Consider the following 25823-nt stretch of genomic DNA (forward strand, 5'->3'; position numbering starts at 1 on the left):
CGGGGCCGGGAGACCGGCCGGCACGTCATCGCCGGGTCAGAGGGGATCGCCGAGCGGGCCGTACTCGTCCACGAGGGCGGTGGCCCAGTGGACGAACGCGAGGTCGAGCCACCACTGCGTGAGCCACGGCCGGGGGATCGCGCTCGGCGGATCGACGGCGACGGGCTCGGGCGGAGGCACCGCCCCATCGTCCCACAGTGATCACTTGTCAGGTCGTCCCTGACGTCCTAGCGTGTCAGGGCAACCCTGACGAAAGGGAGGAGCGATGACGGTCCAGTGCACGTTCTGCGGCAAGCGGCACACCCAGGTCGAGCGGTTGGTCGCCGGCCCGGGAGTGCACATCTGCAACGAATGCGTGTCCCTGGCGGACGCGATCATCAAGGAGTACGAGGACAGGCCCGTCGAGCTGCGCCTGCCGCCCTGGGAGTCGCTGAGCGACGACGAGATGCTCGACCACATCCCGCGCGTCGCCGCCGCCGTCGCCCAGGTCGAGGCCGACCTGCGCTCGTGGGTCCAGGAGCTGCGCCGCCGCGGGGTCACCTGGTCGCGGATCGGCGGGGCGCTCGGCATCACCCGCCAGTCCGCCTGGGAGCGCTTCTCCGGCGAGGACTGAGTCAGCCGGACGGGACCAGCTCGATGATCGAGTGCTGCCCGCCCGGCCCGGTCGACCCGACCCGCAGGCCGGCGGACGCGGCCAGTTCGCCCAGCTCGTCCAGGGTGCGCTCCCTGCCGCGGACGTAGCACAGCATGCGCAGGTCGCCCTCGGTGTCCCGGGTGGCGCCCTGGACGTTGGCGACGTGCTCGACGACGAGCACCTTGCCCGTCTCCCCGGCGGCGTCGGCGCACCGCCGCAGGATGCGGGCGGCGTGCTCGTCGTCCCAGTCGTGGAGGACGCCCGAGAGCAGGTATCCGCCCGCCCCGGCGGGCAGGGCGTCGAAGAAGCTGCCCGCCCGGGCCTCGGCGCGATCGCCCAGCCCGGCCGCGGCGATGGCCTCCTCGGCGCGCGCGACCGGCCCGGCCAGGTCGATCACCGTCCCCCGCAGGTGTTCGTGGGCGCGCAGGATGGCGATGAGCAGGGTGCCGTTGCCGCCGCCCACGTCGACCACGTGCCCGAGTCCGCCCCAGGGGTAGGCGGCGGCCAGGGCGGGCGCCTCCTCCACCAGCCGCCCTCCCATCAGCGCGTCGAACGACGCCGCCCGGTCCGGGTCGGCGGACAGGTCGTCCCAGTAGTCGCGGCCGAAGTGGCGGGGGAACGCGGGCTCACCGGTGCGGACGGTGTGGAGCAGTTCGACGAAGCACAGGTCGGCGCGCCCGATGGCCCCTTCCAGATCGAGCCAGGCCCGCAGGCCGCCGGGGGCGTCGTCCCGCAGTTGCTCGCCCAGCCCGGTCAGGCGGTAGTCACCGGTCTCGGCACGGGAGACCACACCGGCGGTGACCAGGTGCCCGAGCAGGCGCCTCAGCGCGTCGGGTTCGGCGTGCGCCGCCGCGGCGAGCGCCTCGTCCGTCCGCGTACCGGCCGCGATGTGATCGGCCAGCCGCAGCGTGGCCGCCACCCGGATCGCCATCGGAGTGACCAGATCGGCCGCCGCCCACAACGCCCCGCCCCACCCGGACGCCTCGTCGCCCATACCCGCCTCCTCGCAAGCCCGCCACCCGACGCCGTCTGGCCGTCCGACGACGACCAGGACGGAGCCCGCCTCCTCGCAAGCCCGCGGCCCGACGGCCGACGTCGCCCCGAACGCTACAACCGGGGTCCGTCAAAAAGGGGGCGGCCGCCGGGGACGCCTCACCGGCGATGAGCGGGAGGGCGCTCCCGGCATGCGCCCGGGAAGTGGACGCGCGGGAAATGGGGTCGCGTCTCGGAGGCGCGGGCGGCATCCTGACCGGTATCGGCCTCACCGCGCGTCCTCGGAGACCCTGCTTGCTGCGCTATCACGAGATTTCCGAAGCGGATCACCGCATCCTCAACCCGTTCACCGAGGAGAAGCTCCTCCTGCTGGGCGAGGTGAGCCGGATCGGCCCCGGCACTCGCATCCTCGATCTGGCGTGCGGCAAGGGCGAGATGCTGTGCCGCTGGGCGGCGGCCTTCGGCTCCGCGGGCCACGGGGTCGACCTGAGCGAGGTGTTCCTCGCCGCCGCGCGACGGCGAGCCGGCGAGCTGGGCGTCGCCGGGCGCGTGACCTTCGAACAGGGCGATGCCGGCCGCTACCGGGCCTCCGCCCGCTTCGACGCGGTCGCCTGCCTCGGCGCGACCTGGATCGGCGGCGGCCTGGCCGGGACGATCGGCCTCATGCGCTCCGCCGCCGAACCCGGCGGCCTCTTCTTGATCGGCGAGCCGTTCTGGACCGACGAGCCGCCCGGGGAGGCCCACCGGGCGCTCGGCTTCGCGCGGGACGAGTTCGCGTCGCTGCCCGGCACGCTCGACCGCTTCGAGGCCGCCGGGCTCGAACTGGTGGAGATGGTCCTGGCCGACCCCGACAGCTGGGATCGCTACGCGGCCTCGCAGTGGTGGACGATCCACGAATGGCTCAAGGCCAACCCGGGCGACCCGGACGCTCCGGCCATGCGGGAGTTCGCCGACACGTCCCGCCGCTCCTACCTCACCTACAACCGGCGGTACCTCGGCTGGGGCGTCTTCGTCCTGCGCGACACCGCGGGCACAGGCGCCCCGGTCAGTCCGCTTCGGTGATGGCGTTGAGGCGCTCCACGGCGTCCGCGAAGTCCTCGACCATGTCGTAGACGACCTGGCGCGCGGGCTTGACCGTGTTCATCAGCCCGACGCACTGGCCGACGAAGTAGTTGGCGAGGGCGCGGGCGCCCGGGTTGCCGGACTCGGCGGCCTTGGTGATCTGCCGCATCGCGCCCTCGGCGACGATCATCTGGAGGGGCATGCCGAGCGGGCCGGGGCTCGCGGGGCCCTCCCACTCGTCCGTCCAGGCGGAGCGGAGCTGCCGGGCGGGCTTGCCGGTGCGGGACCGCGAGCGGATCGTGTCGCGGGACGTGGCGGCCAGCATCTTCTCCTTCACGGCCGGGGACGTCTCCGCCTCCTCCGTGGTGAGCCAGACCGAGCCGCACCAGACGCCGGACGCGCCGAGGGCCAGGGCGGCGGCCATCTGGCGGCCGGTGGCGATGCCGCCCGCGGCGAGGACGGGCACCGGGGCGACGGTGTCGACCACCTCGGGGACCAGGACCATCGTGGAGATCTCCCCGGTGTGCCCGCCGGCCTCGCCGCCCTGCGCGATGATCAGGTCCGCCCCGGCGGCGACCTGGCGGCGGGCGTGCTCGGACGTGCCGACCAGGGCCGCGACCGGGACGCCCGCCTCGCGGGCCTTCTCCACCATGAGCGGCGGAGGGGTGCCGAGGGCGCTGGCGATGAGGCCGATGGGGTGCGCGAGGGACACGTCGATCAGCTCGGTCGCGCCCTTCGCCGTCACCTGCGTCCCGCTGCGCGCGTTGGACCGCTTCGCCTTCTCGAAGTCGGGCAGCGGGACGTCGTACTTCTCGAACAGGCCGGTGAGGAACGTCCAGTGCTCGTCGGGGATCGCGGCGAGCATGGCGTCGAGGCCGCCGCCGCTCCGGGCCGACTCGTCGATCTTGCCGGGGACGAGGACGTCGACGCCGTAGGGGCGTCCGTGCACGCGGTCGTCGATCCAGCGCAGCTCCTCTTCGAGCCGGTCGGGGGTGTAGGCGACGGCCCCGAGGACGCCGAAGCCGCCGGCGTTGGTGACGGCGGCGACGACGTCGCGGCAGTGGCTGAAGGCGAAGAGCGGGAACTCGATGCCGAATCGCTTGCAGACCTCGGTGTTCATGCCCCGACGCTAACGGACCGAATGTGATTCGGTCTAGGGGCGGAACAGGATGTAGGACTCGCCCTCGGCGGGGTGCTCGAACGTCACCCGCAGGGGCAGGCCCTCGCGCAGGTCGCCGCGCGCCACCCCGTCCAGGCGGGCGTGCAGCCACGGGCCCTCGGCCAGCTCGACCAGCGCCAGGAAGGCGGGCGGGTCCTTCGGGAGGACGGTCCAGGTCACCAGCGTCGCCGCGCCGCTCGCCTCCGCCCAGCCGAGGTCCTCCTCCCCGCACTCGGGGCAGCCGGACGCGTCCGGCGCGAACCACAGGCCGCACGCCTCGCACCGCTTGATGACCAGCCGGTCGGACGCGGTGCCGTCGAAGAACGGGTCGGTCCGCCCGTCCCGCCGCAGAACGCCGATGTCCATGGCTCAGGCCCCCTTCCGGTGCGGGCTGACGATCAGCGTGGAGTGGTGGTCGAGGATGCCGCCGTTCCCGCTGACGAGGATCACGTCGTTGGACGGCGCCTGCCGCTCACCGCCGTCCCCGCGCGCCTGGATCACGGCCTCCGACAGCGGCGTCATGCCCCACATGTAGTAGGCCGACAGCTGCCCGCCGCCGGTGTTGGTCGGCAGCGACCCGCCGGGCCCGAGCGCCCCGGACGCGGCGAACGCCCCGCCCTCGCCCTTCGCGCAGAACCCGTAGTCCTCCAGCGACACCAGGACCGTGTAGGTGTAGCAGTCGTACAGCTCGCACACGTCGACGTCGGCCGGGGTGATCCCGGCCATCTTCATCGCGGTCGCCCCCGAGGAGACGGCGCCCGTCGTGAGGCCGAAGTCGCTGCCGCGCTCCTTGCGGTGCCCGGGATGCCCCTGCCCCCATCCCCACAGGTGGACCGGCGGGCGGGCCAGGTCGCGGGCGCGGTCGTCGCCGGTCACGATGACGGCGATGGCGCCGTTGGAGACGAGGCAGCAGTCCAGCAGGTGCAGCGGCTCGGACACCCAGCGGGAGTTCTGGTGGTCCTCCAGGGTGATCGGGTCGCGCATCTGGGCGAGCGGGTTGCGGGACGCCCACGCGCGGGTCGAGACGGCGATCGCGCCGAGCTGCTCGCTGGTCGTGCCGTACCGGGCCATGTGCCGCTGGGCGGCGAGCGCGTAGAACGAGTTGACGCTGCGCAGCCCGAGCGCCGCCGTCATCCCGCCGAACCCGTACCATTCGCGGGCGCTGCGGTTGTAGGCCGAGCCCGCCGACTGCTTCGGCTTGAGCGGCGCGTCGGCGAACACGCAGGCCACCGCGGTCGCGGTCCCGCTCAGCACCGCCGCCGCCGCGTAGGACACCATCGCCCCGGCCGTCGCGCCGAACGCGTTGACCTGGGACAGCAGCCGCAGGTCGCGCAGCCCGAGCGTGCCGGCCAGCTCGATGCCGGGGGAGCCGCCCATCCCGTGGCTGACCAGCAGCCCGTCCAGGTCGCCGAGGGCCAGCCCCGCATCCCGCGCCGCGAGCCGCACCGCGTCCGCGGCGAGCCGCCGCGGGCTCCGCCCGTACACCTTGCCGAGCTCGGTCATCCCGAGCCCCACGATCGACGTGCCCCTGGGAATCCCCATCGCCTCGCTCTCCTCGTCCCGTGGATGCCACGGTACAGAACGTCATTCGGTACCGGTGCGGGCGGGGTGATCGGGACCGGGCGCGGATGCGGCGACCGCGCGGCAGGGCGCCGCCCGGAACGGGAATCGCCCGCGTCCCCGGGGCGACGGGGACGCGGGCGACGTGCCGGGAGGCGCTCAGGAGGCCAGGACGGCCTGCAGGAAGTCCCGGGTGCGCTGCTCGGACGGCTCGCCGAAGATCTGGTCCGGCGGGCCCTCCTCCACGATCTGGCCCTGGTCGAACATCAGGACCCGGTTGGAGATGTCCCTGGCGAAGTTCATCTCGTGCGTGACGCACAGCATGGTCAGGTCGCTCTGCCGGGCGATGTCGCGCAGCAGGTCCTGGACGCCGACGACCAGCTCGGGGTCCAGGGCGGAGGTGACCTCGTCCAGCAGCAGCACCCTCGGCTGCATGGCGAGCGCCCGCGCGATCGCGACCCGCTGCTGCTGCCCGCCGGACAGCTGCGTCGGGTGCGCGTTCTCCTTGTCGGAGAGCCCCACCATGTCGAGCAGGCCGCGGGCCCGCTCGACCGCCTCGTCCTTCGGCACCCCCAGCACGCGCACCGGCCCCTCGGTGAGGTTGCGCAGCACGTTCATGTTGGGGAACAGGTTGAACTGCTGGAACACCATGCCGACCTGCTTGCGCATCTCGTGCAGGTGCTTCTGGTTCGCCGGGACGCGCCTGCCGCCCCGCTCCATGTGCCACAGCGTCTCGTCGCCGATCCAGATGAGGCCCTCGTCGAGCGTCTCCAGCGTCATCAGCAGCCGCAGGATCGTGGTCTTGCCCGACCCGCTCGGCCCGATGAGCGTCACCCGCTCGCCGGGCTCCACGGTGAAGTCGAGCTCGCGCAGGACGACGTTGGAGCCGAACCGCTTGACCACCTTCTCGAAGCGGATCCCCGGCGCGGCGCCGTGCGGCAGCTCCGCCGCCGGTGCGCCCTCGGGCGCGGCGCCCTTCTGCGTGGAGACGCCCTTCTCCGCGGCGGTGTCCGCCGCGGCGCCCTCGGGCGCCTCCGGTGTGGTGCCGGCGCTCTCCGGGGAGGGGCTGCCCCCAGCGTCCCCGGGGCCGGCTGCGTCGGTGTTACGTGGTGGCATAACGCCTCTCCAAGCGGCGGACGAGTATCGAGGATATGACGCTGACCACGACGAACAACAGGCCCACCATGGTGATCGGCTCCAGGAACTGCAGGCTCTGCGAGCCGACCTTGTACGCGGAGAACAGCAGCTCCGCGACGTTGATGGCCAGCAGCATCGGCGAGTCCTTGAACATCGCGATCAGGTAGTTGCCGAGCGTCGGGATCACGCGCCGGATCGCCTGCGGCAGGATCACGTCCAGCCACACCCGCGACCTCGGCAGGTTCAGCGCGGTGCACGCCTCCCACTGCCCCTTCGGCACGTCCGCGATCCCGGCCCGGTACACCTCCGCCGTGTACGTCGAGTAGTGGATCCCCAGCGTGATGATTCCCGCGGTCAGGGACCCGATGGTGATGCCCCACGCGGGCAGGACGAAGAAGACGAAGTACAGCTGCGGGATCAGCGGCGTCGACCGGATGAACTCGGTGACCCACCGGATCACCTGGTTGAAGACCCTGCTCGGCGTGCGGCGCAGCAGCGTCCACACCAGGCCGAGCACGATTGCGATCACGTAGCCGGCCAGCGTCGCGATGACCGTGTACCGCAGGCCGCGCAGCAGGTCGGGGAGGATCTCCCCGGAGTACTGCCAGTCCCAGCTCATCAGCCGGCCACCCCCGCTCCGGGGGCGCCCGCCGCGATCGTCCCGAGGGACGGCTCACTGGGCAGCCGGCGGCCGAGCATGCGGTCCACGCGGCGCTCGGCGTAGCGGACGAACAGCTGCAGCAGCTGCGCGACGACGAAGTACAGGACCAGGACCACCGAGAACGCCGCGACGGTCTCGCCGGTGCTGCCCTGGATGTTCTTCGACACGCGGGTCAGGTCGACGAGCCCGACCAGGGACACGATCGCCGTCCCCTTCATCAGCTCGATGAGCAGGTTGCCGAACGGCGGCAGCATCAGCGCGAACGCCTGCGGCAGCAGCACCCGGCGCATCCGCTGGAACGGGGTGAAGTTCAGCGCGACCGTCGCCTCGTACTGCGCCTTCGGCACGGCGTTGATCGAGCCGCGCACCACCTCCGCGCCGTAGGCGCCGACGTTCAGGCCGAGCGCCAGCACGGCCGCGAACATCGTGGTGAACCGGAGGCCGATGAGCGGGAGCGCGTAGAAGAACCAGAACAGCAGCACCAGCGTGGCGTTGCCGCGGAAGAACTCCACGTACACCCGGTTCAGCACGCGCACCCACGCGTGGCGCGAGGTGCCCGCCATGCCGAACAGCAGGGCGAGCACCAGCGCCAGCGCGCCGCCGAGAAGGGTGAGCCTGACCGTGACCCACGCGCCGTCCAGCCACTGGGAGTAGCTGTCGAGGACGTCGGACACGGAGGATCAGCCCTTGCAGAACTTGGCGGCGGTGTCGTCCGGGCCCGGCATGTCGTCCTGGGTGAACCCGAAGGGCTGCAGGATCGGCAGCAGGCCGTTCTGCTGCTTCAGCTTGGCCAGCTCGGCGTTCCAGGAGTTCACCAGGTCCGCGTCGGCCTTGCGGAACGCGAACGCGCCCGCGCCGAGCTGCTCCTTGCCGTCGATGACCGGGGTGAACGGGTCGGTCACCTCGAAGCCCTCGCCCTTGTGCTTGGACAGCAGGTCGGCCAGCGAGATGCGGGTCAGCCAGATGCAGTCGATGCGGCCGGCCTTGAGGCCCTCGTAGGCGCTCGCCTGGTCGGCGAACGTCTTGATGTTCCCCTTCTTCACGCCGGTCTTCTCGGCGTAGTCCGCCTCGACCGCGCCGGTCAGGACGCCGACCTTGACGCCCTTCGCCGCCGGGTCCTTCTCGTTCTTCAGGCCCTTGGGGTTGCCCTCCTTGACCATGAAGGCGCTCTTGGCGACGTACTCGGGGTTCGCGAACGCCGCGGACGCGCACCGCTCCGGCGTGATGAACATGCCGGCGGCGATCGCGTCGAACCGCTTGGCGTTGAGCCCGGCGATCAGCCCGCCGAAGTCGACCTGGACGCCCTTGATGTCGTCGATGCCGAGGTTCTTGAAGATGACGCGGGCCAGCTCGGGCGCCTCGCCGGTCAGCTTCCCGGACTTGTCGGTGTAGCCGTACGGCGCCTCGTTCGCGAAGCCCACCGTGATGGAGCCGGCGTCCTTGGCCTTCTGCAGCGTGCCGCCGCCCGCCTTCTCCTGCTCCGGATCCGTCGTGGAGCAGCCCGCCGCGGCCAGCGGGACCGCGGCGGACAGCAGCACGGCGGTGCGGAGGAAATCTCTTCTCGAAGAAGTCATCGTTGAACTCCTGTCGGTGTGCCGTCGCGCCCGCGGGGGGCCTGGCACGGCCCCCGCGGGCGCGGGGCGGAGCGGTCGGGGTTATCGAATTGTTGTGATTCGGTCAGCCGGCCACGGGGGTGAAATCGCGTGCGCCGATGAACGTCGGGCGGGGCGCGGGCGCCGAGAAGGGCTCGACGCACGTGTTCTCAACGCTGTTGAAGACGATGAACACGTTGGAGCGCGGGAAGGGGGTGATGTTGCCGTTCGACCCGTGCATGCAGTTGCAGTCGAACATGGTCGCGGAGCCCGCAGGGCCCGTGAACAGCTCGATCCCGTGCTTGTCGGCCAGGATCGAGAGGCTGTTGGGGTCGGGCGTGCCGATCTCCTGGCTGCGCAGGGATTCCCTGTAGTGGTCGTCGGGGGTCTCCCCGACGCAGGCCACGAAGGTCTTGTGCGAGCCAGGCATAATCATTAGCCCGCCATTGTGCACGAAATTTTCGGTGAGCGCTATGGAAATGCTGACCGCGCGCATCCGCGGCATGCCGTCCTCGGCGTGCCAGGTCTCGAAGTCCGAGTGCCAGTAGAAGTCCCTGCCGGTGAACCCCGGCTTGTAGTTGACCCGGCTCTGGTGGACGTACACGTCCGAGCCGAGGATCTGCCGGGCCCGGCCGACTACGCGGGGGTCGCGGACGAGGCCGGCGAAGACCTCGCTGATCCGGTGGACCTCGAAGATGGAGCGGACCTCGTTCGAGCCGCGCTCGGTGACCGTGCGCTCGTCGGCCAGGACCTCCGGGTCGGACGACAGCCGGCGCAGCTCGGCGCGGTAGTCCTCGACCTCCTCCGGCGCGAGCAGCTGGTCGACGGTCAGGAAGCCGTTGGCCTCGAATGAGTCGAGGGTGGCGCCGTCGATCGGCCCGTCCTGCGGGGCGCCGTACACGACCGGGTCCTGCCGGTACAGCAGCGCCGCCTCGGCGGCCTTCCGGGTGGGGTAGGCGTCGTCGATGGTCGGATGGGACTCGATGATGCTCATGCGTCTGCGTCCTCCTCAGTCAGCAGCGGGTACACACCGTTCTCGTCATGGACCTCCCGGCCGGTGCAGGGCGGGTTGAACACGCACACGGTCTTGACGTCCGTGTGCGCCCGCAGCGTGTGGTGCTCGTGGCCGTCCAGCAGGTACATCACGCCGGGCCGGATCTCGTGCTTCTCACCGGTCTCGTCGTTGGTGAGCTCCCCGTGGCCCTCGATGCAGTAGACGGCCTCGATGTGGTTCGCGTACCACATCTTCGTCTCGGTCCCCGCGTACAGGATCGTCTCGTGCAGCGAGAATCCGACGCCCTCCTTGGCGAGCACGAACCGCCGGCTGCACCACGTGGGCGCCTGGACGTCGCGCTCGGTGCCGACGATCTCGTCAAGGGAACGAACGATCATTGATCTCCTCTTTCCAGTCGTGTGCCGGGCGTGCGGTGCGCCGGCTCAGACCGAGACCTTCGTGCGGACGGCCTCGACCGAGTCCGCGATGATCTCCAGGCCGCGGGCCAGCTCCGCCTCGGTGGTGGTCAGCGGGGGCAGCAGCTTGACGACCTCGCCCTCGGGGCCGGAGGTCTCCATCAGCAGCCCGCGGGCGAACGCCTCGCCGCACACCTTCGGCGCCGCCTCGGCGTCCTTCATCACCAGGCCCCAGGCGAGGCCCCGGCCGCGGACGGAGTCGACGGCGCCGGCGTGCGCGAGCGCGATCTCCTCCAGCGCCGACTGGACCTGCTGGCCCTTGGCGAGGGTCTGCTTCTCCAAGCCGTCGCCGGTCCAGTAGTCCTCCAGCGCGGCGACGGCGGTGACGAACGCCGGGTTGAAGCCGCGGAAGGTGCCGTTGTGCTCGCCCGGCTCCCACACGTCCAGCTCCCGCTTCATCAGCGTGACCGCGAACGGCAGCCCGTATCCGCTGAGGGACTTGGACAGGCAGACGATGTCCGGGGTGATCCCGGCCTCCTCGAAGCTGAAGAAGGAGCCGGTGCGGCCGCAGCCCATCTGCACGTCGTCGACGATGAGCAGGATGTCGTGCCGGCGGCACAGGTCCTGCAGGCCGCGCAGCCACTCGGCGGTGGCGACGTTGATGCCGCCCTCGCCCTGCACGGTCTCCACGATGACGGCGGCGGGCTTGTCGAGGCCGCTGCCGCTGTCGTCCAGCATCGTGTCGAACAGCAGGAAGTCGGGCGTCCGGCCGTCCAGGTAGTTGTCGTAGGGCATGGCGACGCCGTGGCCGAGCGGCACGCCGGCGCCGGTGCGCTTCATCGAGTTGCCGGTGACGGCGAGCGCGCCGAGCGTCATGCCGTGAAAGGCGTTGGTGAAGCTGACGACGGTCTCGCGGCCGGTGTACTTCCGTGCGAGTTTCAGCGCGGCCTCGACCGAGTTGTTGCCCGCGGGGCCGGGGAACTGGATTTTGTAGTCGAGCCCGCGCGGCTCCAGGACGTACTCGTTGAAGCGTTCCAGGAACTCGCGTTTGGCGGCGGTGTACATGTCGAGGCTGTGCACGATCGAGTCGCCGGCGAGATAGTCCAGCAGCCGGCGTTTAAGCTGCGGGTTGTTGTGCCCGTAGTTGAGCGTTCCGGCGCCGGCGAAGAAATCGAGATAGGTTTTGCCGTTCTCGTCGGTCATGTGGCTGCCGCGCGCGGTCGTGAACACCGTGGGCCAGCCGCGGCAGTAGCCGCGGACTTCCGATTCCAGGCGGGCGAAAACGTCCATCTCTGCCTCCAGGCAGTCGGGGTGGGGGAGCGGGTGAGGGAGTGTGGAGTGGGTCAGTTCGCGGCGGCGATCGGGCCGATCCTGAAGAGCACCTCGGGCTCGTGTCCCCCCTCGGGGAAGTGCTCCGCGCCGAACAGCGGGCTGCGGGCGAGCTCGCATCCGCGGCCCCGGGCGAACGATTCGAACATCGCGGTGGAGGCGGTGTTGCCCGGCGTGACCGTGGCCTCCATGTACCGGTGGCCGCGCGGGGCGAGCCGGTCGGCGAGGCGGTCGAGCATGCGGCGGGCGAGGCCCTGGCCGCGGTGGGCGGCGTCGACGGCGACCTGCCACACGAAGAACGTGTCGGGGCGGGCCGGCCGGACGTAGCCGGTGATGAAACCGCACGGGACGCCGCCGTCGCGGGCCACCACGGAAGTGTCCGCGAAATCGCGGCACCAGAGCGTGTAACTGTACGGCGAGTTGACGTCCAGAACCTGCGAGTCCCGGGCGAGTCGCCAAAGCCCGGGGCCGTCGGAGAGGCTCGGCTCCTGGAGTTGCACTTCCTCGTTCGTCTCGTTCATCTCGGGGCGTCGGGTCGGTGTTTCCAGGGGTTGCGCTGCCATGTCCAGGCAACTTAGCGAATCTCGCCCCGTGATCGCAGATGAATGTTATCTGCGAGATGTTTGACGGCGCTGCGCAGTGGGTAGGGTTAAGGGCTTTGCCGAATTCGGTGCAATTCAAACCGGGGTCGCGCGAGACTTGGTGCGCATTTCCCGCCGCTACGCAGGAGGTACTGCCGGGTGCGCCGGAGAAGGCGCCAGGACGTTTCCTGAACGTCAGCTTAATGTTTTGGCGTCGCTTGGCGAGGGGTTCTGTGTATCGGTTGTGTGAGGTAAGTCACTCGAATCCGCTGTCAACGGTCCCGGTGCGGTCGGCGTCACGTCGCATCCGACGAGGTCGTCCGGTCGCGGGCGCGCTGGGACGCGTGGGGACCACGGCGTTCACGCGCGTTCTGGGAGCCCGCATCCGGTTGCCTTCAAGGGGCAGAGTCGCTGGCTTAGAGGTAAGGCGTCGATCGCCGGCGAGTAAGAAAATGGGAAATTCGACCCGGGAACGAGCCGGCCGGGGCCCGCCGCGGACGGCGAACCCCGGCCTGTTCCGGGCTTTCCGATAATCTTGTTATGGCATGTCCGGCTCAGCGGCCGGCGAAGCGGTCGGTGGCCTCGATGAGGCGGTGCAGGATGCCCGGCTCGCTGAACGCGTGGCCCGCGTCGTCGACGATGTGGAACTCGGCCTCCGGCCACGCGCGGTGCAGGTCCCACGCCGTCGCCACGGGGGTGCAGACGTCGTAGCGGCCCTGCACGATCACCGCCGGGATGTGGCGGATCTTGTCCACGTCCCGGATGAGCTGCTCGTCCTCGAAGAACCCCTCGTTGACGAAGTAGTGGTTCTCGATGCGTGCGAACGCCACCGCGTAGTCCGGCTCGCCGAACGCGTCCGCGAGCTCCGGGTCGGGGCGCAGCGTGATCGTCGAGCCCTCCCACGTCGCCCACGCCTTCGCCGCCGCGATCCGCACGTCCCGGTCCGCGGAGTTGAGCCGCTCGTGGAACGCGGAGATGAGGTCCTCCCGCTCGTCCTCCGGGATCGGCTCGACGTACTTCTCCCACAGGTCGGGGAACAGCAGGGACGCGCCCTCCTGGTAGAACCAGTACAGCTCGAACGGCCGCAGCGTGAAGACGCCGCGCAGCACCAGCTCCGTCACCCGCTCCGGATGCTTCTGCGCGTACGCCAGCGACAGCGCGCTGCCCCAGCTCCCGCCGAACACCAGCCACCGGTCGATGCCCAGGTGCTCGCGCAGCCGCTCCATGTCGGCGACGAGGTTCCAGGTGGTGTTCGCCTCCAGCGACACCTCCGGGTCCTTGGCGTGCGGCAGGCTGCGCCCGCAGTTGCGCTGGTCGAACAGCACGATCCGGTACGCCTCGGGGTCGAACTGCCGGCGGTGCGCCGGGCTGCACCCGGCCCCCGGCCCGCCGTGCACCATGACCGCGGGCTTGCCCTCGGGGTTCCCGCAGACCTCCCAGTAGATCCGATCGCCGTCGCCGACGTCGAGCAGTCCGGAGTCGTACGGCTCGATCGGCGGATACAGGGTGCGAAGCTCCATGGGGCGCGATTGTCCCACCCGCCGCGGCCGCCGGCCGGATGTGACCCGCGGCACCGTGACTCGGCCCGTACCGGCCGCCGTCAGGCGTCCTGCGTGCGGGAACGCCGCGGAGCCGTCGAGAAACTAAACCCCAAACTGGGCAAACGCTCCGCTGGTCGGGACTAGAGTGCCTCTAGTGAGCGAAGCGAGGAGCCACGGGGCCGGCAGCGGAGCGAACGAGATGTGCGCAACGACCCCCGCGAACGCGGCCGCGCGCCGCCGGGCGAGGAGACACGTGAGCGAAGTGACGGGCCGTCCGAGGAAAGCGGCGAGCGGGCGGGGCGGCGCCATGCCGGCCGCCGGGCTCCCGGCCGTGAGGCGAGGAGAACCGTGAGCGAGCTGAACGGATCGGGCGGCAACCGCGGCGTCCCGGACGCGGCCGCGCCCTGGCCCGCGATGGGCCGGGCGCCCGAGGGCGCGCGGCCGGCCGCCCAGCAGCCGATCCACATGGCCAAGCCCGGACAGCACGCCCAGCCCGGCCAGCCCGCGCAGCACGCCCAGCCCGGCCAGCAGGCCCAGCCCGCGCAGCAGGCCCAGTCCGCCCAGCACCCGCAGCACGCCCAGAGCGGGCAGGGCGTGCCGCCGCAGCCGCAGCCGCCCCAGCCGCAGGGCGGCCGGCACGGGCGGGGCGGCGAGCTGGTGCTCGCCTCCGAGGAGCGGCCCGAGGCCCAGCCGTGGGACATCGTCGAGCGGCTCCGCCAGATGGCCGACCTCATCGGCGACGCGCTCGCCGCCGGGGAGCGCAAGGTCAACGAGGCGCAGACCGAGATCGCCTCGCAGGTCGCCGCCGTCCAGCAGGAGAAGGAATCGGCGCAGCGCGACGCCGCGGCCGCCTGGAGCGAGGTGCAGCGCGCCCGCGGGCAGGCCGAGCAGGCCGAGCGCCGCGCCGTCGAGGCCGAGCGGCGCCTCGGCGAGGCGCAGAACGAGGTCGCCTCGCAGGTCGCCGCCGTCCAGCAGGAGAAGGAGTCCGCCCAGCGCGACGCGGCCGCCGCCTGGGGCGAGGTGCAGCGCGCCCGCGGGCAGGCCGAGCAGGCCGAGCGCCGTGCCGTCGAGGCCGAGCGGAAGCTGGCGGAGGCCGAGCGCCGCGCCGCCGAGGTCCAGAACGAGGCCGTCACGCAGATCGCCGCGCTCCAGACCGAGAAGGAGAACGCGCAGCGCGACGCCGCCGCCGCGTGGAACCAGGCCCAGCAGGGGCGCGTCCAGGCCGACCAGGCCCGCGCCCAGGCCGACCAGGCGCGCGCGCAGATGGAGCAGGTGCAGGCCCAGGTCGAGCAGGCCGAGCGCCGCGTCGCCGAGGCCGAGGCCACCGTCCGCCAGGCGATCCAGCAGCGCGACGCCATGAGCGAGGCCCGCGACGACGCCCTGCGCGCCGTCGAGGACGCCGCCAACGCCCGCCGCTCCGCCGAGTCCGAGCGCGACCGGGTCGCCGAGCAGGCCGCGGAGCTGTCCCGCGCGCTGGAGGCGGCGCACGGGGAGCTGTCGCAGCTGCGCGCCAAGGTCACCGACGCCGAGATGACCGCGCAGAACCTGCAGCACGCCGTGGTCGCCGCGGGCAAGGAGACCGACGAGTCGCGGCGCCGCGCCGAGGTCGCCGAGCGCCGCGCGCAGGAGAACGAGCGCCGCGCCCAGGAGGCCGAGCGCCGCGCGCAGGACGCCGAGCGCCGCCTCCAGGAGGCCGTGTCCCGCGCCGACGCCGCCGAGTCCGAGCGCCAGCAGGCCCTCGACACCGCCGCCCAGTCGCTGGAGGCCGCCAAGAAGGCCGAGCGGGAGCGCGACGCCGCCGCCAAGGCCCGCGAGTCCGCCGAGCGGACGCGGGAGGCCGCCGTCCAGGCGCAGGCCCGCGCGGAGTCCGAGCTCACCCTCGCCCGGGGCCGCGCCGACCAGGCCGGCCGCGAGCGCGACAAGGCGGTGACCGCGATGCGGCAGATGGCCGCCGAGCGCGACGCCGTCGCCGAGAAGCTGGCCGAGCGCGACCAGTGGGTCGACCAGCTCGCCCAGGCCGTCACCGAGCAGCGCGCCCAGATCGCCGAGCTGTCCCAGGAGCGCGACGCCGCCCGCCAGGCGGCCGACCAGGCGCGCTCCCTGATCGACGAGCTGACCCGCCAGCTGCGCACCATCATGCCGAGCGCCGCGACGCCGCGCCTCTGACGGAGGCGGCCGCCGCGGCTGCGGCCGCCACCGCCGGCGCCCGCTCCGGGGCGGCGCCCCGCCTTCCGGGTAGCGTCCTGCCTGGGGAATTCACTTGTTATCCTGGTGGCCCGTGGACGGTGAGACTCGTCCGCCTCATCACGACCACGGGAGCGCCTTCTTGCCATCGGCAGCCATTGGTAGACCACGTCCTACCAAGCATCTCTTCGTCACCGGCGGTGTCGCCTCCAGCCTCGGCAAGGGACTGACGGCGTCCAGCCTGGGACGGCTTCTCACGCTTCGCGGCCTCCGGGTCACCATGCAGAAGCTCGACCCCTACCTCAACGTCGATCCCGGCACGATGAACCCCTTCCAGCACGGCGAGGTCTTCGTCACCGACGACGGCGCGGAGACCGACCTCGACATCGGCCACTACGAGCGGTTCCTCGACACCGAGCTGCACGGGTCGGCGAACGTGACCACCGGGCAGGTCTACTCCAACGTCATCGCCAAGGAGCGGCGCGGGGAGTACCTCGGCGACACCGTCCAGGTGATCCCGCACATCACCAACGAGATCAAGGACCGGATCCGCGGGATGGCGGACGACACCGAGGTCGACATCGTCATCACCGAGGTGGGCGGCACGGTCGGCGACATCGAGTCGCTGCCGTTCCTGGAGTCGGTCCGCCAGATCCGGCACGAGATCGGCCGGGAGAACTGCTTCTTCCTGCACGTGTCGCTGCTGCCCTACATCGGCCCGTCCGGGGAGCTGAAGACCAAGCCGACGCAGCACTCGGTCGCCGCGCTGCGCTCCATCGGCATCCAGCCCGACGCGATCGTGTGCCGGTCGGACCGGCCGATCACCGACGGGCTCAAGCACAAGATCAGCCTGATGTGCGACGTGGACCGCGAGGCCGTCGTGTCGGCGGTGGACGCGGCGTCCATCTACGACATCCCGAAGGTGCTGCACGCCGAAGGCCTGGACGCCTACGTGGTGCGGCGGCTCGACCTGCCGTTCCGCGACGTCGACTGGGGCGCCTGGGACGAGCTGCTCCGCCGCGTCCACAAGCCCGCCCGCGAGGTCACCATCGCGCTGGTCGGCAAGTACATCGACCTGCCCGACGCGTACCTGTCGGTCACCGAGGCGCTGCGGCACGGCGGGTTCGGCAACGACGCCCGGGTCCGCATCCGCTGGGTGAAGAGCGACGACTGCGATACCCCCGAGGGCGCCAAGCGGGAGCTGGACGGCGTCGACGGCGTGCTCGTCCCCGGCGGGTTCGGGGTGCGCGGCATCGAGGGCAAGCTCGGCGCCGTCCGCTACGCCCGGGAGAACCGGATCCCGCTGCTCGGGATCTGCCTCGGCCTGCAGTGCATGGTCATCGAGGCGGCGCGGACGCTCGCCGGGCTCGCCGACGCGGGCAGCGCCGAGTTCGACGCCACCACCGCCCACCCGGTCGTCGCGACGATGTCCGACCAGCTCGACGTCGTCGCCGGGGAGCGCGACATGGGCGGGACGATGCGCCTCGGCCTGTACCCGGCCGACCTCGCCGAGGGGTCGGTCGTGCGGGAGCTGTACGGGGAGGCGAAGGTGTCCGAGCGGCACCGGCACCGCTACGAGGTCAACAACGCCTACCGCGACCGGCTGGAGGAGGCCGGGCTCCGCTTCTCCGGGCTGTCCCCGGACGGGCGGCTCGTCGAGTACGTGGAGCTGCCGCGCGAGCGGCACCCCTTCTTCGTCGGCACGCAGGCGCACCCGGAGTTCCGGTCCCGCCCGACGCGCCCGCACCCGCTGTTCAAGGGGCTGATCGCCGCCGCCCTGGACTACGCCGAGCAGCGCGCGGGCGACGCGTGAGCGGCCTCGGCGTCGGCGACGTCCGCGACCGCCCCGAGCGCTGGAAGGTCCTGGAGTCGTCCAGGGCCTTCCGGGGGCCGGTGTTCGGCGTCCGCAGGGACCGGGTGGAGATGCCGCGGGGCGACGGCACCGAGGCCGTCGCCCGCGACGTGGTCGAGCACGTCGGCGCCGTCGGCGTCCTCGCCCTCGACGACCGCGAGCGGGTGCTGATGCTGCGCCAGTACCGGCATGCGGTGGGCCGGATGCTGTGGGAGGCGCCCGCCGGGCTGCGGGACGTGGACGGCGAGCCGCTGCACGAGCTCGCCGCGAGGGAGCTGCTGGAGGAGGCCGGGTACCGCGCCGCGCGCTGGGACACGCTGGTCGACGTGTTCACCTCGCCCGGCATGGCCGACGAGCGCGTCCGCATCTTCCTGGCCCGCGACCTCGCCGAGGTACCCGCCGGCGAGATCGACTTCGAGCGCGTCCACGAGGAGGCCGACATGCCGGTCGTGTGGGTGCCGCTGGACGAGGCGGTCCGCAAGGTCCTCGCCGGCGATCTGCACAACATGATCGCGTGCATGGGGGTGCTCGCGGCGCGGGCGGCGCGCGACGCCGGCTTCCGGGGCCTGCGGCCCGCCGACGCGCCCGAGGACTAGGCCCCGATGAGGTCCCCCTCCGGCGGCCGGAGGGGGCATGATGGGCGGGTCCCCGGAGTCCCACGGCCGGAAGAGGTGCCGCACTGTCCCCGAGCCCGTCCCCCCGGAGCGCCGCGCAGGACGCGGGCACGGGTTCCGCGCTCGACTCGGCCGTGCGCGCCTACCTCGCGCACCTGGCCGTCGAGCGGGGCCTCGCCGCCAACACGCTCAGCTCCTACCGCCGGGACCTGCGCCGCTACGCCGAGGTGCAGGACGCGCGGGGCCGCGCGGCCATCGGCGAGATCACCGAGGAGGATGTCCGCGCGTTCCTGGTCGGCCTGCGGGAGGGCGACGCCGGCCATCCGCCGCTGTCGGCGGGGTCGGCGGCGCGGGCGCTGGTCGCCGTGCGGGGGCTGCACCGGTTCGCGCTGCGGGAGGGCCTCGCCCCCGGTGACCCCGCGCACGGCGTCAAGCCGCCCACGCCGCCGCGCCGGCTGCCGAAGGCCATCTCGCTCGCCGACGTGGAGCGGCTGCTCGCCGCGGCGGCCGGCGATCCGGGCACCGCGCGCGGCCTGCGCGACCGCGCGCTGCTGGAGCTGCTGTACGGCTCGGGTGCGCGGATCTCCGAGGCCGTCGGCCTGGACGTCGACGACCTCGACCTGCGGGAGGGGTTCGCCCGCGTCGCCGGCAAGGGCGGCAAGGCCCGGGTGGTGCCCATCGGCGACTACGCCCGCGAGGCCGTGGACGCCTACCTGGTGCGCGCCCGGCCCGAGCTCGCCGGGGCGGGGCGCGGCGGGCCCGCGCTGTTCCTGAACGCCCGCGGCGGGCGGCTCTCGCGGCAGGGCGCGTGGATGGTGCTGCGCGCCGCCGCCGACCGGGCCCAGCTGTCGGAGGTGTCCCCGCACACGCTGCGGCACTCGTTCGCGACCCACCTGCTGGACGGGGGAGCCGACGTCCGCGTCGTCCAGGAGCTGCTCGGGCACGCGTCCGTGACGACGACGCAGGTGTACACGCTGGTGACCGTCCAGCTGCTGCGGGAGGTGTACGCGACCTCGCACCCGCGGGCGCGGAGCTGACCGCCCGCCGGAGGGGCGCGACGGGGGCGCATCGGGGGACGAATCGGGCGGAGCGGTCGCGGCACAAATCGCGACGTTCGGCGCGCGTCGGCTTGTGGCCGGGGGTGGACGCCCCTAGAGTCCCCGTTCTGGATGGCATTTCCGGGCCGCCGGGGAGGGATCTGGTGACCAGCACCGACAGTGCGGATGGAGTCCTTTCCTCCGCCACCATAGAGACCGATCCGAGCAGGGCCCTCGGACCCACGCAGCGACCCGTTCCGACATTCCCGGAGCCGGAGCCGCTGGCCGAGCACGGGCCCGCGCGGATCGTGGCCGTCTGCAACCAGAAGGGCGGCGTCGGCAAGACCACCACGACGATCAACCTGGGCGCCGCGCTCGCCGAGTACGGCCGCCGCGTCCTGCTCGTCGACTTCGACCCGCAGGGCGCCCTGTCGGTCGGGCTCGGCAAAGGGGATCCGCGCCAGCTCGACGTGACGATCCACAACCTGCTGCTCGAGCACGACACCGAGTGGGAGGACGTCGTCATCGAGACCGGCGTCGACGGGATGGACCTGCTGCCGAGCAACATCGACCTGTCCGGCGCGGAGGTCCAGCTCGTCCACGAGGTCGGGCGCGAGTACATCCTGCAGGGCGCGCTGAAGTCGGCCGTCCCGCACTACGACTACATCCTCATCGACTGCCAGCCGTCGCTCGGCCTGCTCACGGTCAACGCGCTGGCCGCCAGCGAGGGCGTGCTGATCCCGCTGGAGTGCGAGTACTTCGCGATGCGCGGCGTCGCGCTGCTGATGGAGACCATCGACAAGGTCCAGGGCCGGATCAACCCGGACCTGGTCATCGACGGCGTCCTCGGCACGATGTACGACTCGCGGACGCTGCACACCCGCGAGGTCCTCGGCCGCATCGTCGAGGCGTTCGGCGACAAGGTGTTCCACACGGTCATCAACCGGACGGTGCGCTTCCCCGACGCGACGGTCGCCGGCGAGCCGATCACGTTCTTCGACCCGACCTCGATGGGCGCGAACGCGTACCGGAGCCTGGCACGGGAGGTCCTCGTGCGCTGGGCGGAGAACGGCTGATCCGTCCCCTGATCTCCTGAACCCCCGCGGAGCGCGTACATGGGACAGCCCCCGCCGGCCCCGCACGGCCCGCCGCCCGGAACGCCTCCGCCGCCCCCGCCCGCCCGGGGGCCGGTGCCGCCGGTGCCCGTGCTCATCGCCGCGCTCGTCGCCGCCTTCCTCGCGATCGGCGGCGCCGTCGCCTACGTCGTCGCGGCCGGCGACGGCGGCGGTCCCGCGCCGGTCGCCTCGTCCGGACCGGTCGACCTGCGGGAGCCGCTGACGTTCGCGCTGGTCGAGGAGGTGTCCGACGCGCCCTGCGGCGCCGGGGCGGTCACCGTCGCCGGGGCGTCCTCCTGCTACAGGTTCGGCCCGGACCGGCTGACCGTGCGGCGGCTGGAGCAGGTCAGGGCGAACCCGCCCGACCCGGCGGCCGGCCGCTCCGGATGGACCGTGACCATCGTGCTGAACCGGGCGGACGCCTCCGGGTTCACGGCGCTCACCGGCAAGGCCGCGCAGGCGTACGCGGAACAGCGGCCGGGCCGCCTGATGGGCATGCTCCTCGGCGAGACGCTCATCTCCGAGCCCGCCGAGGTGATGGCGCCCATCTCGGGAGGCGAGATGCAGATCAGCGGCCCCGCGGACGAGGGGGCGGGCGGCGGCCGCGCAGGCGCGGAGAGCCTCGTCCGCCGGCTGGCCGGGCGGTAGCGTCCCCGGTCCGAGCGGCGCGCCGGGCATGGGACCATTGGGCCGGTGAGCACAGCGCGGGAGGAGCATTCCGCTACCGTGAGCGACGTGGACGAGACGTCGCCGGAGCCGGAGCGGGCGGCCGGGGAGCAGCAGTCCGGGGAGCAGACCGAGGACCAGGGCTTCCGCGTCCACCTGGACAATTTCGAGGGCCCGTTCGACCTGCTGCTCGGCCTGATCTCCAAGCACAAGCTCGACATCACCGAGGTGTCGCTGCACAAGGTCACCGACGACTTCATCGCGCACATCCGCTCCTACGGCCGCGACTGGGACCTCGACCAGGCCAGCCACTTCCTGCTCGTCGCCGCGACGCTGCTCGACCTGAAGGCCGCGCGGCTGCTGCCGTCCGGCGAGGTCGACGACGAGGAGGACCTGGCGCTGCTGGAGGCCCGCGACCTGCTGTTCGCGCGGCTGCTGCAGTACCGCGCCTACAAGGAGGTGGCGCAGGTCCTCGCCGCGCGGATCGCCGACGCGAGCCGCCGGTTCCCGCGCATGGTGCCGATGGAGCCGAAGTTCGCGAACCTGCTGCCGGAGGTGCTGCTCGGCCTCGGCCCGGAGGAGTTCGCGCGGCTCGCCGCGAAGGCCCTGGCGCCGAAGGCGCCGCCCGCAGTGTCCGTCGAGCACATCTACCAGCCGAAGGCCAGCGTCAAGGAGCAGGCCGCGATCGTCGTGGAGATGCTCCGCAGGCTGCGCCGGACGACGTTCCGCGTCCTCGCCGCCGACGCGGAGGGCACCTACGAGGTCGTCGCCCGGTTCCTGGCGCTGCTGGAGCTGTACCGGGAGCAGGCCGTCTCCTTCGACCAGGACGAGCCCCTCGGAGAGCTGCACGTGACCTGGACCGGCACCGACGACGGCGACGTCGAGGTCGGCGACGACTACGAGGGCGCCCCCGAGAAGGACGGCGGCGCCAAGGACGCCAAGAACGCCAAGGACGAGAAGGACGAGAAGGACGAGAAGGACGGGGAAGAGCGATGACCGACGAACCCGGTGCGGACGCCCCGGAACTGCCGGGACTGCGCCCCTCGATCGAGGCGATCCTGCTGGTCGTGGACGAGCCGGTCAGCGTGATGACGCTGGCGCAGCTGCTGGAGCGCCCCCGCGGCGAGGTCGAGGAGACGCTGCGGGAGCTGGCCGCGGAATACACTGAGCAAGGCCGCGGGTTCGACCTCAGGGAGGTCGCCGGCGGCTGGCGGTTCTACACCCGGGACGTGTGCGCCCCGGTCGTGGAGCGGTTCGTCACCGACGGGCAGCAGGCGCGGCTCACGCAGGCCGCGCTGGAGACGCTCGCCGTCGTCGCCTACCGGCAGCCGGTGAGCCGCGCCCGCGTGTCGGCGATCCGCGGGGTCAACAGCGACGGCGTCATGCGGACGCTGACGCTGCGCGGCCTGATCGAGGACGCCGGGCAGGACCCGGAGTCGCAGGCGCACCTGTACCGGACCACCGGGTACTTCCTGGAGCGCCTCGGCCTGCGCGACCTCGACGAGCTGCCCGAGCTCGCCCCCTACCTCCCCGATGACCTGCCAGACGACATAGTGGAATAGCTGAGGACACGTGAGCGACAACGAGGGCGTCCGGCTGCAGAAGGTCCTGGCCGAGGCCGGGATCGGCAGCCGCCGCCGCTGCGAGGAGCTGATCGGCGAGGGCCGCGTCACCGTGAACGGGAAGAAGGTCTTCCGGTTCGGTGAGCGCGTCGACCCGCGCACGGCCGTCATCCACGTCGACGGCAAGCGCGTCGAGACCCGCGCCGAGATGCGGTACTACGCGATCAACAAGCCGCGCGGAGTGGTGTCCACGATGTCGGACGAGCGGGGGCGCAAGTCCCTCGCCGACTACGTGGAGGTGCCCGAGCGCCTGTTCCACGTCGGCCGGCTGGACACCGACACCGAGGGCCTGATCCTGCTCACCAACGACGGGGAGCTGTCGCACCGCCTCACCCACCCGTCCTACGGGGTGAACAAGACCTACCTGGCGGAGATCCACGGCCCGATCCCGCGCGACCTCGGCAAGCGGCTGAAGGCCGGGGTGACGCTGGACGACGGGCCCGCCAAGGCCGACAAGTTCCGCGTGTTCGACCAGGTCGGCCGGCGCGTCCTGGTGGAGATCACCCTGCACGAGGGGCGCAAGCACATCGTCCGCCGCCTGCTGAAGGAGGTCGGGTTCCCCGTCCAGCAGCTCGCCCGCATAGAGTTCGGGCCGATCAAGCTGGGGTCGCTGAAGCCGGGCGGGATGCGGGCGCTGACCGTCCGGGAGGTCGGCGAGCTGTACAAGGCGGTCGGGCTGTAGGGGACGGCCGGGCACGACGGAGCCGGGCACGACGGAGGGGAGACGACTGTGGCGGTACGCGCGGTCCGCGGGGCGACGCAGATCGACGCCGACGACCGGGACCAGATCCTGGAGGCGACGACGGAGCTGGTCTCGGAGGTGATGGCCCGCAACGGGCTGACCACCGACGACGTGATCAGCGTCATCTTCACGGTGACGCCGGACCTGACGGCGGAGTTCCCGGCGCTCGCCGCGCGCAAGCTCGGCTTCCACGAGGTGCCGCTGCTGTGCGCGACCGAGATCGGCGTCCCCGGCGCGCTGCCGCGGGTGATCCGGCTGATGGCGCACATCGAGACCGACCGCCCCCGCTCGGACGTCCAGCACGTGTACCTGCGCGGCGCGACCGCGCTGCGCCTCGACATCGCGCAGTAGCGCCCGGCCGGACGGGCGGCGGGCGACGAGGCAGTGGGCGCGGAGCAGTGGGCGCGGAGCAGTGGGCGCGGAGCAGTAAGGTCGTGGGCGTGAGTGAGGACGTGGTGGCGCGGCGCATCGTCGTGGTCGGGACGGGCCTGATCGGGACGTCGATCGCGCTGGCGATGCGCGAGCGCGGCGCCGAGGTGCTGCTGACCGACCGGGACTCGGCGGCCCTGTCCCTGGCCGTGGAACTGGGCGCCGGCGCGGCGCTGCCGGACGGGGCGCAGGAGGAGCCCGCCGACCTGGCGGTGCTCGCGGTGCCGCCGGCCGCGGTCGCGGTGACGCTGCTGGACGCGCAGAAGCGCGGCCTCGCCACCGCCTACACCGACGTGGCGAGCGTGAAGGCGCTGCCGCTGGCGCAGGCGGCCGAGCTGGGCTGCGACCTGACGACGTTCGTGGGCGGGCACCCCCTCGCCGGGAGCGAGCGGTCCGGCCCGAGCGCCGCCCGCGCCGACCTGTTCCTCGGCCGCCCGTGGGCGCTGTGCGCGACGCCCGAGGCGGCGGCGGAGACCATCGAGGCCGTCACGGGCCTGGCGAAGGCGTGCGGGGCGATGCCGGTCCGGGTGGACGCCGCCGAGCACGACCGCGCCGTCGCGCTCGTCTCGCACGGCCCGCACGTCGTGTCCGCCGCCGTCGCGGCCCGGCTGACCGGCGCGGACGACGTGGCGCTCGGCCTGTCCGGGCAGGGCGTGCGGGACGTGACCCGCATCGCGGCGAGCGACCCGCGGCTGTGGATCGGCATCCTGTCGGCGAACGCCGCGCCGGTCGCGGACGTGCTGGAGGCCGTCGCGACCGACCTGGCGGTGGCCGCGTCGCTGCTGCGCGACGGCAGCGAGGAGGCCGCCGCGCACGTCGCCGACCTGCTGCTGCGCGGCAACGCGGGCCGGTCCCGCATCCCCGGCAAGCACGGCGGCGACCAGCCCGCCTACGCGACCGTCCAGGTCGTCATCCCGGACCGCCCCGGCGAGCTGGCGATGATCTTCCAGGCGGCGGGGATCGCCGGGGTCAACATCGAGGACGTGACGATCGAGCATTCGCCCGGCCGCCCGCTCGGCGTGCTGGAGCTGTCGGTCGTCCCGGAGGCGGCCGAGCGCCTCGCGGCCGAGCTGCGCGCCCGCGGCTGGTCCGTCCCGGGCTAGTCCCCGGGACCGGTAGCCTGGATCGCCGGGGCCCGCCGGGGAGACACCCTCGCGCCGGTGCGGCGACGAGCGCCGCCCGCTTCGCCCGCCGACCCGGTCGGCGGGCGCTCCGACGACGAAGAGAGGGAGCGATCGTGCCGCTCGTCATCGCCATGGACGGACCCTCCGGTTCGGGCAAGTCCAGCGCGTCCAAGGGGGTCGCCCGCGCGCTCGGCCTCCGGTACCTGGACACCGGCGCGATGTACCGCGCCATGACGTGGTGGATGCTGGAGCACGGCGTGCCGGTCGAGGACGGCGCCGCAGTCGCGGCCCGCGCGCTCGAACCGGAGATCGCCTGCGGCACCGACCCGGACGCGCCCTCGATCACGGTGGACGGCACGGACGTGTCCGGCCCGATCCGCACCCGCGAGGTGACGAACGCGGTCAGCGCGGTCAGCGCCGTCCCGGCGGTCCGCGCCCGGCTCGTCGAGCTGCAGCGGGAGATCATCGGGGCCGGCGGGATCGTGGTGGAGGGCCGCGACATCGGCACGGTGGTCGCGCCGGACGCGGCCGTGAAGGTGTACCTGACGGCCAGCGAGGAGGCGCGCGCCGCGCGCCGCGCGAAGGACCTGGCGGCCGACCCGGGCGCGTCGGTGACGGTGACCCGGGCCGAGCAGGCGCGGCGCGACCGGCTCGACTCCACCCGCAAGGCGTCGCCGCTGACGAAGGCGGCCGGCGCGCACGAGATCGACTCGACGGAGCTGAGCCTCGCCGAGGTCGTCGAGGCGGTCGTCCGCCTCGCCAAAGAGCATGAGTGAGCT

General features: G+C 72.6%; 28 protein-coding genes. 14 read left to right on the forward strand and 14 right to left on the reverse strand.

The genetic code is table 11. The annotated features are described in order from the left end of the window. Nucleotides 1–36: 36 nt before the first annotated feature. On the reverse strand, nucleotides 37–180 hold the full coding sequence (locus ABTW95_RS14670) for a hypothetical protein (RefSeq protein ID WP_396445753.1): 144 nt from the start codon (nucleotides 178–180) through the stop codon (nucleotides 37–39). Nucleotides 181–265: 85 nt separating this feature from the next. Between ABTW95_RS14670 and ABTW95_RS14675 the strand changes: the two genes are divergently transcribed. After that, entirely contained in the window at nucleotides 266–613 is a 348-nt protein-coding gene (locus ABTW95_RS14675) for a ClpX C4-type zinc finger protein (RefSeq protein ID WP_396445754.1), read from the forward strand. Between the two features lies 1 nt (nucleotide 614). On the opposite strand, the gene ABTW95_RS14680 is transcribed toward ABTW95_RS14675, so the two are convergent. Next, nucleotides 615–1628, reverse strand: coding sequence for a methyltransferase (locus ABTW95_RS14680; protein ID WP_500226509.1), 1014 nt, complete (start codon nucleotides 1626–1628; stop codon nucleotides 615–617). Between the two features lie 293 nt (nucleotides 1629–1921). Between ABTW95_RS14680 and ABTW95_RS14685 the strand changes: the two genes are divergently transcribed. Continuing rightward, entirely contained in the window at nucleotides 1922–2689 is a 768-nt protein-coding gene (locus ABTW95_RS14685; protein WP_396445756.1) for an SAM-dependent methyltransferase, read from the forward strand. Here ABTW95_RS14685 and ABTW95_RS14690 read toward each other — a convergent pair. The 12 genes from ABTW95_RS14690 to pip all read right to left on the reverse strand — a co-directional run bounded on the left by ABTW95_RS14690 (nucleotide 2673) and on the right by pip (nucleotide 13638). Further along, entirely contained in the window at nucleotides 2673–3809 is a 1137-nt protein-coding gene (locus ABTW95_RS14690) for an NAD(P)H-dependent flavin oxidoreductase (RefSeq protein ID WP_396445757.1), read from the reverse strand. The genes ABTW95_RS14685 and ABTW95_RS14690 overlap by 17 nt on opposite strands. A gap of 33 nt (nucleotides 3810–3842) precedes the next feature. Next, nucleotides 3843–4214: a Zn-ribbon domain-containing OB-fold protein gene (locus ABTW95_RS14695; protein WP_500226510.1), complete on the reverse strand. Its 372-nt coding sequence runs from the start codon at nucleotides 4212–4214 to the stop codon at nucleotides 3843–3845. 3 nt (nucleotides 4215–4217) lie between these two features. Then, a complete protein-coding gene (locus ABTW95_RS14700) occupies nucleotides 4218–5390 on the reverse strand; it encodes a thiolase family protein (protein WP_500226511.1) in 1173 nt (390 codons plus the stop codon). A gap of 177 nt (nucleotides 5391–5567) precedes the next feature. Further along, nucleotides 5568–6524 carry an ectoine/hydroxyectoine ABC transporter ATP-binding protein EhuA gene (gene ehuA, locus ABTW95_RS14705; protein WP_396445760.1) on the reverse strand — a complete coding sequence of 319 codons (957 nt, stop codon included), beginning with the start codon at nucleotides 6522–6524 and terminating at the stop codon, nucleotides 5568–5570. Then, nucleotides 6511–7164 carry an ectoine/hydroxyectoine ABC transporter permease subunit EhuD gene (gene ehuD, locus ABTW95_RS14710; protein WP_500226512.1) on the reverse strand — a complete coding sequence of 218 codons (654 nt, stop codon included), beginning with the start codon at nucleotides 7162–7164 and terminating at the stop codon, nucleotides 6511–6513. The genes ehuA and ehuD overlap by 14 nt, the downstream gene beginning before the upstream one ends. Then, complete coding sequence (gene ehuC / locus ABTW95_RS14715) at nucleotides 7164–7880, reverse strand: ectoine/hydroxyectoine ABC transporter permease subunit EhuC (protein ID WP_396445762.1); 717 nt, start codon at nucleotides 7878–7880, stop codon at nucleotides 7164–7166. The genes ehuD and ehuC overlap by 1 nt, the downstream gene beginning before the upstream one ends. Nucleotides 7881–7886: 6 nt before the next feature. After that, complete coding sequence (ehuB, locus tag ABTW95_RS14720; RefSeq protein WP_396445763.1) at nucleotides 7887–8780, reverse strand: ectoine/hydroxyectoine ABC transporter substrate-binding protein EhuB; 894 nt, start codon at nucleotides 8778–8780, stop codon at nucleotides 7887–7889. 103 nt (nucleotides 8781–8883) lie between these two features. Beyond that, complete coding sequence (gene thpD / locus ABTW95_RS14725; RefSeq protein WP_396453855.1) at nucleotides 8884–9792, reverse strand: ectoine hydroxylase; 909 nt, start codon at nucleotides 9790–9792, stop codon at nucleotides 8884–8886. Next, on the reverse strand, nucleotides 9789–10190 hold the full coding sequence (locus tag ABTW95_RS14730; RefSeq protein ID WP_500226513.1) for an ectoine synthase: 402 nt from the start codon (nucleotides 10188–10190) through the stop codon (nucleotides 9789–9791). Before ABTW95_RS14730 ends, thpD begins: the two co-directional genes overlap by 4 nt. Nucleotides 10191–10235: 45 nt before the next feature. After that, nucleotides 10236–11498, reverse strand: coding sequence for a diaminobutyrate--2-oxoglutarate transaminase (ectB, locus tag ABTW95_RS14735; protein WP_500226514.1), 1263 nt, complete (start codon nucleotides 11496–11498; stop codon nucleotides 10236–10238). Between the two features lie 53 nt (nucleotides 11499–11551). Further along, a complete protein-coding gene (gene ectA, locus ABTW95_RS14740) occupies nucleotides 11552–12100 on the reverse strand; it encodes a diaminobutyrate acetyltransferase (protein ID WP_500226515.1) in 549 nt (182 codons plus the stop codon). 572 nt (nucleotides 12101–12672) lie between these two features. After that, nucleotides 12673–13638 (reverse strand): prolyl aminopeptidase, encoded by a 966-nt coding sequence (gene pip, locus ABTW95_RS14745; protein ID WP_500226516.1) that lies wholly within the window; start codon nucleotides 13636–13638, stop codon nucleotides 12673–12675. Nucleotides 13639–14007: 369 nt separating this feature from the next. Between pip and ABTW95_RS14750 the strand changes: the two genes are divergently transcribed. The 12 genes from ABTW95_RS14750 to cmk all read left to right on the forward strand — a co-directional run bounded on the left by ABTW95_RS14750 (nucleotide 14008) and on the right by cmk (nucleotide 25820). Further along, the gene (locus ABTW95_RS14750; protein WP_500226517.1) at nucleotides 14008–15825 is read left to right on the forward strand and encodes a coiled-coil domain-containing protein; all 1818 of its coding nucleotides are present in this window, start codon (nucleotides 14008–14010) and stop codon (nucleotides 15823–15825) included. Nucleotides 15826–15985: 160 nt separating this feature from the next. After that, nucleotides 15986–17656, forward strand: a complete 1671-nt coding sequence (pyrG, locus tag ABTW95_RS14755) for a CTP synthase (RefSeq protein WP_396445771.1) — start codon at nucleotides 15986–15988, stop codon at nucleotides 17654–17656. After that, nucleotides 17653–18291 (forward strand): NUDIX domain-containing protein, encoded by a 639-nt coding sequence (locus ABTW95_RS14760; RefSeq protein ID WP_396445772.1) that lies wholly within the window; start codon nucleotides 17653–17655, stop codon nucleotides 18289–18291. The genes pyrG and ABTW95_RS14760 overlap by 4 nt, the downstream gene beginning before the upstream one ends. A gap of 152 nt (nucleotides 18292–18443) precedes the next feature. Next, a complete protein-coding gene (xerD, locus tag ABTW95_RS14765; protein ID WP_500226518.1) occupies nucleotides 18444–19346 on the forward strand; it encodes a site-specific tyrosine recombinase XerD in 903 nt (300 codons plus the stop codon). 209 nt (nucleotides 19347–19555) lie between these two features. Continuing rightward, entirely contained in the window at nucleotides 19556–20422 is an 867-nt protein-coding gene (locus ABTW95_RS14770; RefSeq protein ID WP_396445835.1) for a ParA family protein, read from the forward strand. Nucleotides 20423–20461: 39 nt separating this feature from the next. Next, the gene (locus ABTW95_RS14775; protein WP_500226519.1) at nucleotides 20462–21109 is read left to right on the forward strand and encodes a SecDF P1 head subdomain-containing protein; all 648 of its coding nucleotides are present in this window, start codon (nucleotides 20462–20464) and stop codon (nucleotides 21107–21109) included. Nucleotides 21110–21196: 87 nt separating this feature from the next. Further along, nucleotides 21197–22123 carry a segregation and condensation protein A gene (locus ABTW95_RS14780; RefSeq protein WP_500226532.1) on the forward strand — a complete coding sequence of 309 codons (927 nt, stop codon included), beginning with the start codon at nucleotides 21197–21199 and terminating at the stop codon, nucleotides 22121–22123. Further along, a complete protein-coding gene (gene scpB, locus ABTW95_RS14785) occupies nucleotides 22120–22689 on the forward strand; it encodes an SMC-Scp complex subunit ScpB (RefSeq protein ID WP_500226520.1) in 570 nt (189 codons plus the stop codon). Before ABTW95_RS14780 ends, scpB begins: the two co-directional genes overlap by 4 nt. Nucleotides 22690–22699: 10 nt before the next feature. Next, on the forward strand, nucleotides 22700–23431 hold the full coding sequence (locus ABTW95_RS14790; protein ID WP_396445776.1) for a pseudouridine synthase: 732 nt from the start codon (nucleotides 22700–22702) through the stop codon (nucleotides 23429–23431). A 48-nt stretch (nucleotides 23432–23479) separates the two neighbouring features. Continuing rightward, entirely contained in the window at nucleotides 23480–23842 is a 363-nt protein-coding gene (gene aroH, locus ABTW95_RS14795) for a chorismate mutase (protein WP_396445777.1), read from the forward strand. An 89-nt stretch (nucleotides 23843–23931) separates the two neighbouring features. Beyond that, nucleotides 23932–25023, forward strand: coding sequence for a prephenate dehydrogenase (locus tag ABTW95_RS14800; protein ID WP_396445779.1), 1092 nt, complete (start codon nucleotides 23932–23934; stop codon nucleotides 25021–25023). A 134-nt stretch (nucleotides 25024–25157) separates the two neighbouring features. Continuing rightward, nucleotides 25158–25820, forward strand: a complete 663-nt coding sequence (gene cmk, locus ABTW95_RS14805) for a (d)CMP kinase (protein ID WP_500226521.1) — start codon at nucleotides 25158–25160, stop codon at nucleotides 25818–25820. The last annotated feature ends 3 nt before the right edge of the window (nucleotides 25821–25823 follow it).

The sequence above is a fragment of the Spirillospora sp. NPDC127506 genome (assembly GCF_040302145.1).
Classification (GTDB): domain Bacteria; phylum Actinomycetota; class Actinomycetes; order Streptosporangiales; family Streptosporangiaceae; genus Spirillospora.

Excerpts from the sequence above, each read along its gene's own strand:
- ABTW95_RS14775 (WP_500226519.1), top strand. The coding sequence starts at position 20,462 with ATGGGACAGCCCCCGCCGGCCCCGCACGGCCCGCCGCCCGGAACGCCT.
- ehuD (WP_500226512.1), bottom strand. The coding sequence starts at position 7,164 with ATGAGCTGGGACTGGCAGTACTCCGGGGAGATCCTCCCCGACCTGCTG.
- ABTW95_RS14690 (WP_396445757.1), bottom strand. The coding sequence starts at position 3,809 with ATGAACACCGAGGTCTGCAAGCGATTCGGCATCGAGTTCCCGCTCTTC.
- scpB (WP_500226520.1), top strand. The coding sequence starts at position 22,120 with ATGACCGACGAACCCGGTGCGGACGCCCCGGAACTGCCGGGACTGCGC.
- pip (WP_500226516.1), bottom strand. The coding sequence starts at position 13,638 with ATGGAGCTTCGCACCCTGTATCCGCCGATCGAGCCGTACGACTCCGGA.
- ectB (WP_500226514.1), bottom strand. The coding sequence starts at position 11,498 with ATGGACGTTTTCGCCCGCCTGGAATCGGAAGTCCGCGGCTACTGCCGC.
- ehuB (WP_396445763.1), bottom strand. The coding sequence starts at position 8,780 with ATGACTTCTTCGAGAAGAGATTTCCTCCGCACCGCCGTGCTGCTGTCC.
- ABTW95_RS14675 (WP_396445754.1), top strand. The coding sequence starts at position 266 with ATGACGGTCCAGTGCACGTTCTGCGGCAAGCGGCACACCCAGGTCGAG.
- ABTW95_RS14680 (WP_500226509.1), bottom strand. The coding sequence starts at position 1,628 with ATGGGCGACGAGGCGTCCGGGTGGGGCGGGGCGTTGTGGGCGGCGGCC.
- ABTW95_RS14700 (WP_500226511.1), bottom strand. The coding sequence starts at position 5,390 with ATGGGGATTCCCAGGGGCACGTCGATCGTGGGGCTCGGGATGACCGAG.
- ABTW95_RS14695 (WP_500226510.1), bottom strand. The coding sequence starts at position 4,214 with ATGGACATCGGCGTTCTGCGGCGGGACGGGCGGACCGACCCGTTCTTC.
- thpD (WP_396453855.1), bottom strand. The coding sequence starts at position 9,792 with ATGAGCATCATCGAGTCCCATCCGACCATCGACGACGCCTACCCCACC.
- ABTW95_RS14730 (WP_500226513.1), bottom strand. The coding sequence starts at position 10,190 with ATGATCGTTCGTTCCCTTGACGAGATCGTCGGCACCGAGCGCGACGTC.
- ehuA (WP_396445760.1), bottom strand. The coding sequence starts at position 6,524 with ATGCCACCACGTAACACCGACGCAGCCGGCCCCGGGGACGCTGGGGGC.
- ectA (WP_500226515.1), bottom strand. The coding sequence starts at position 12,100 with ATGGCAGCGCAACCCCTGGAAACACCGACCCGACGCCCCGAGATGAAC.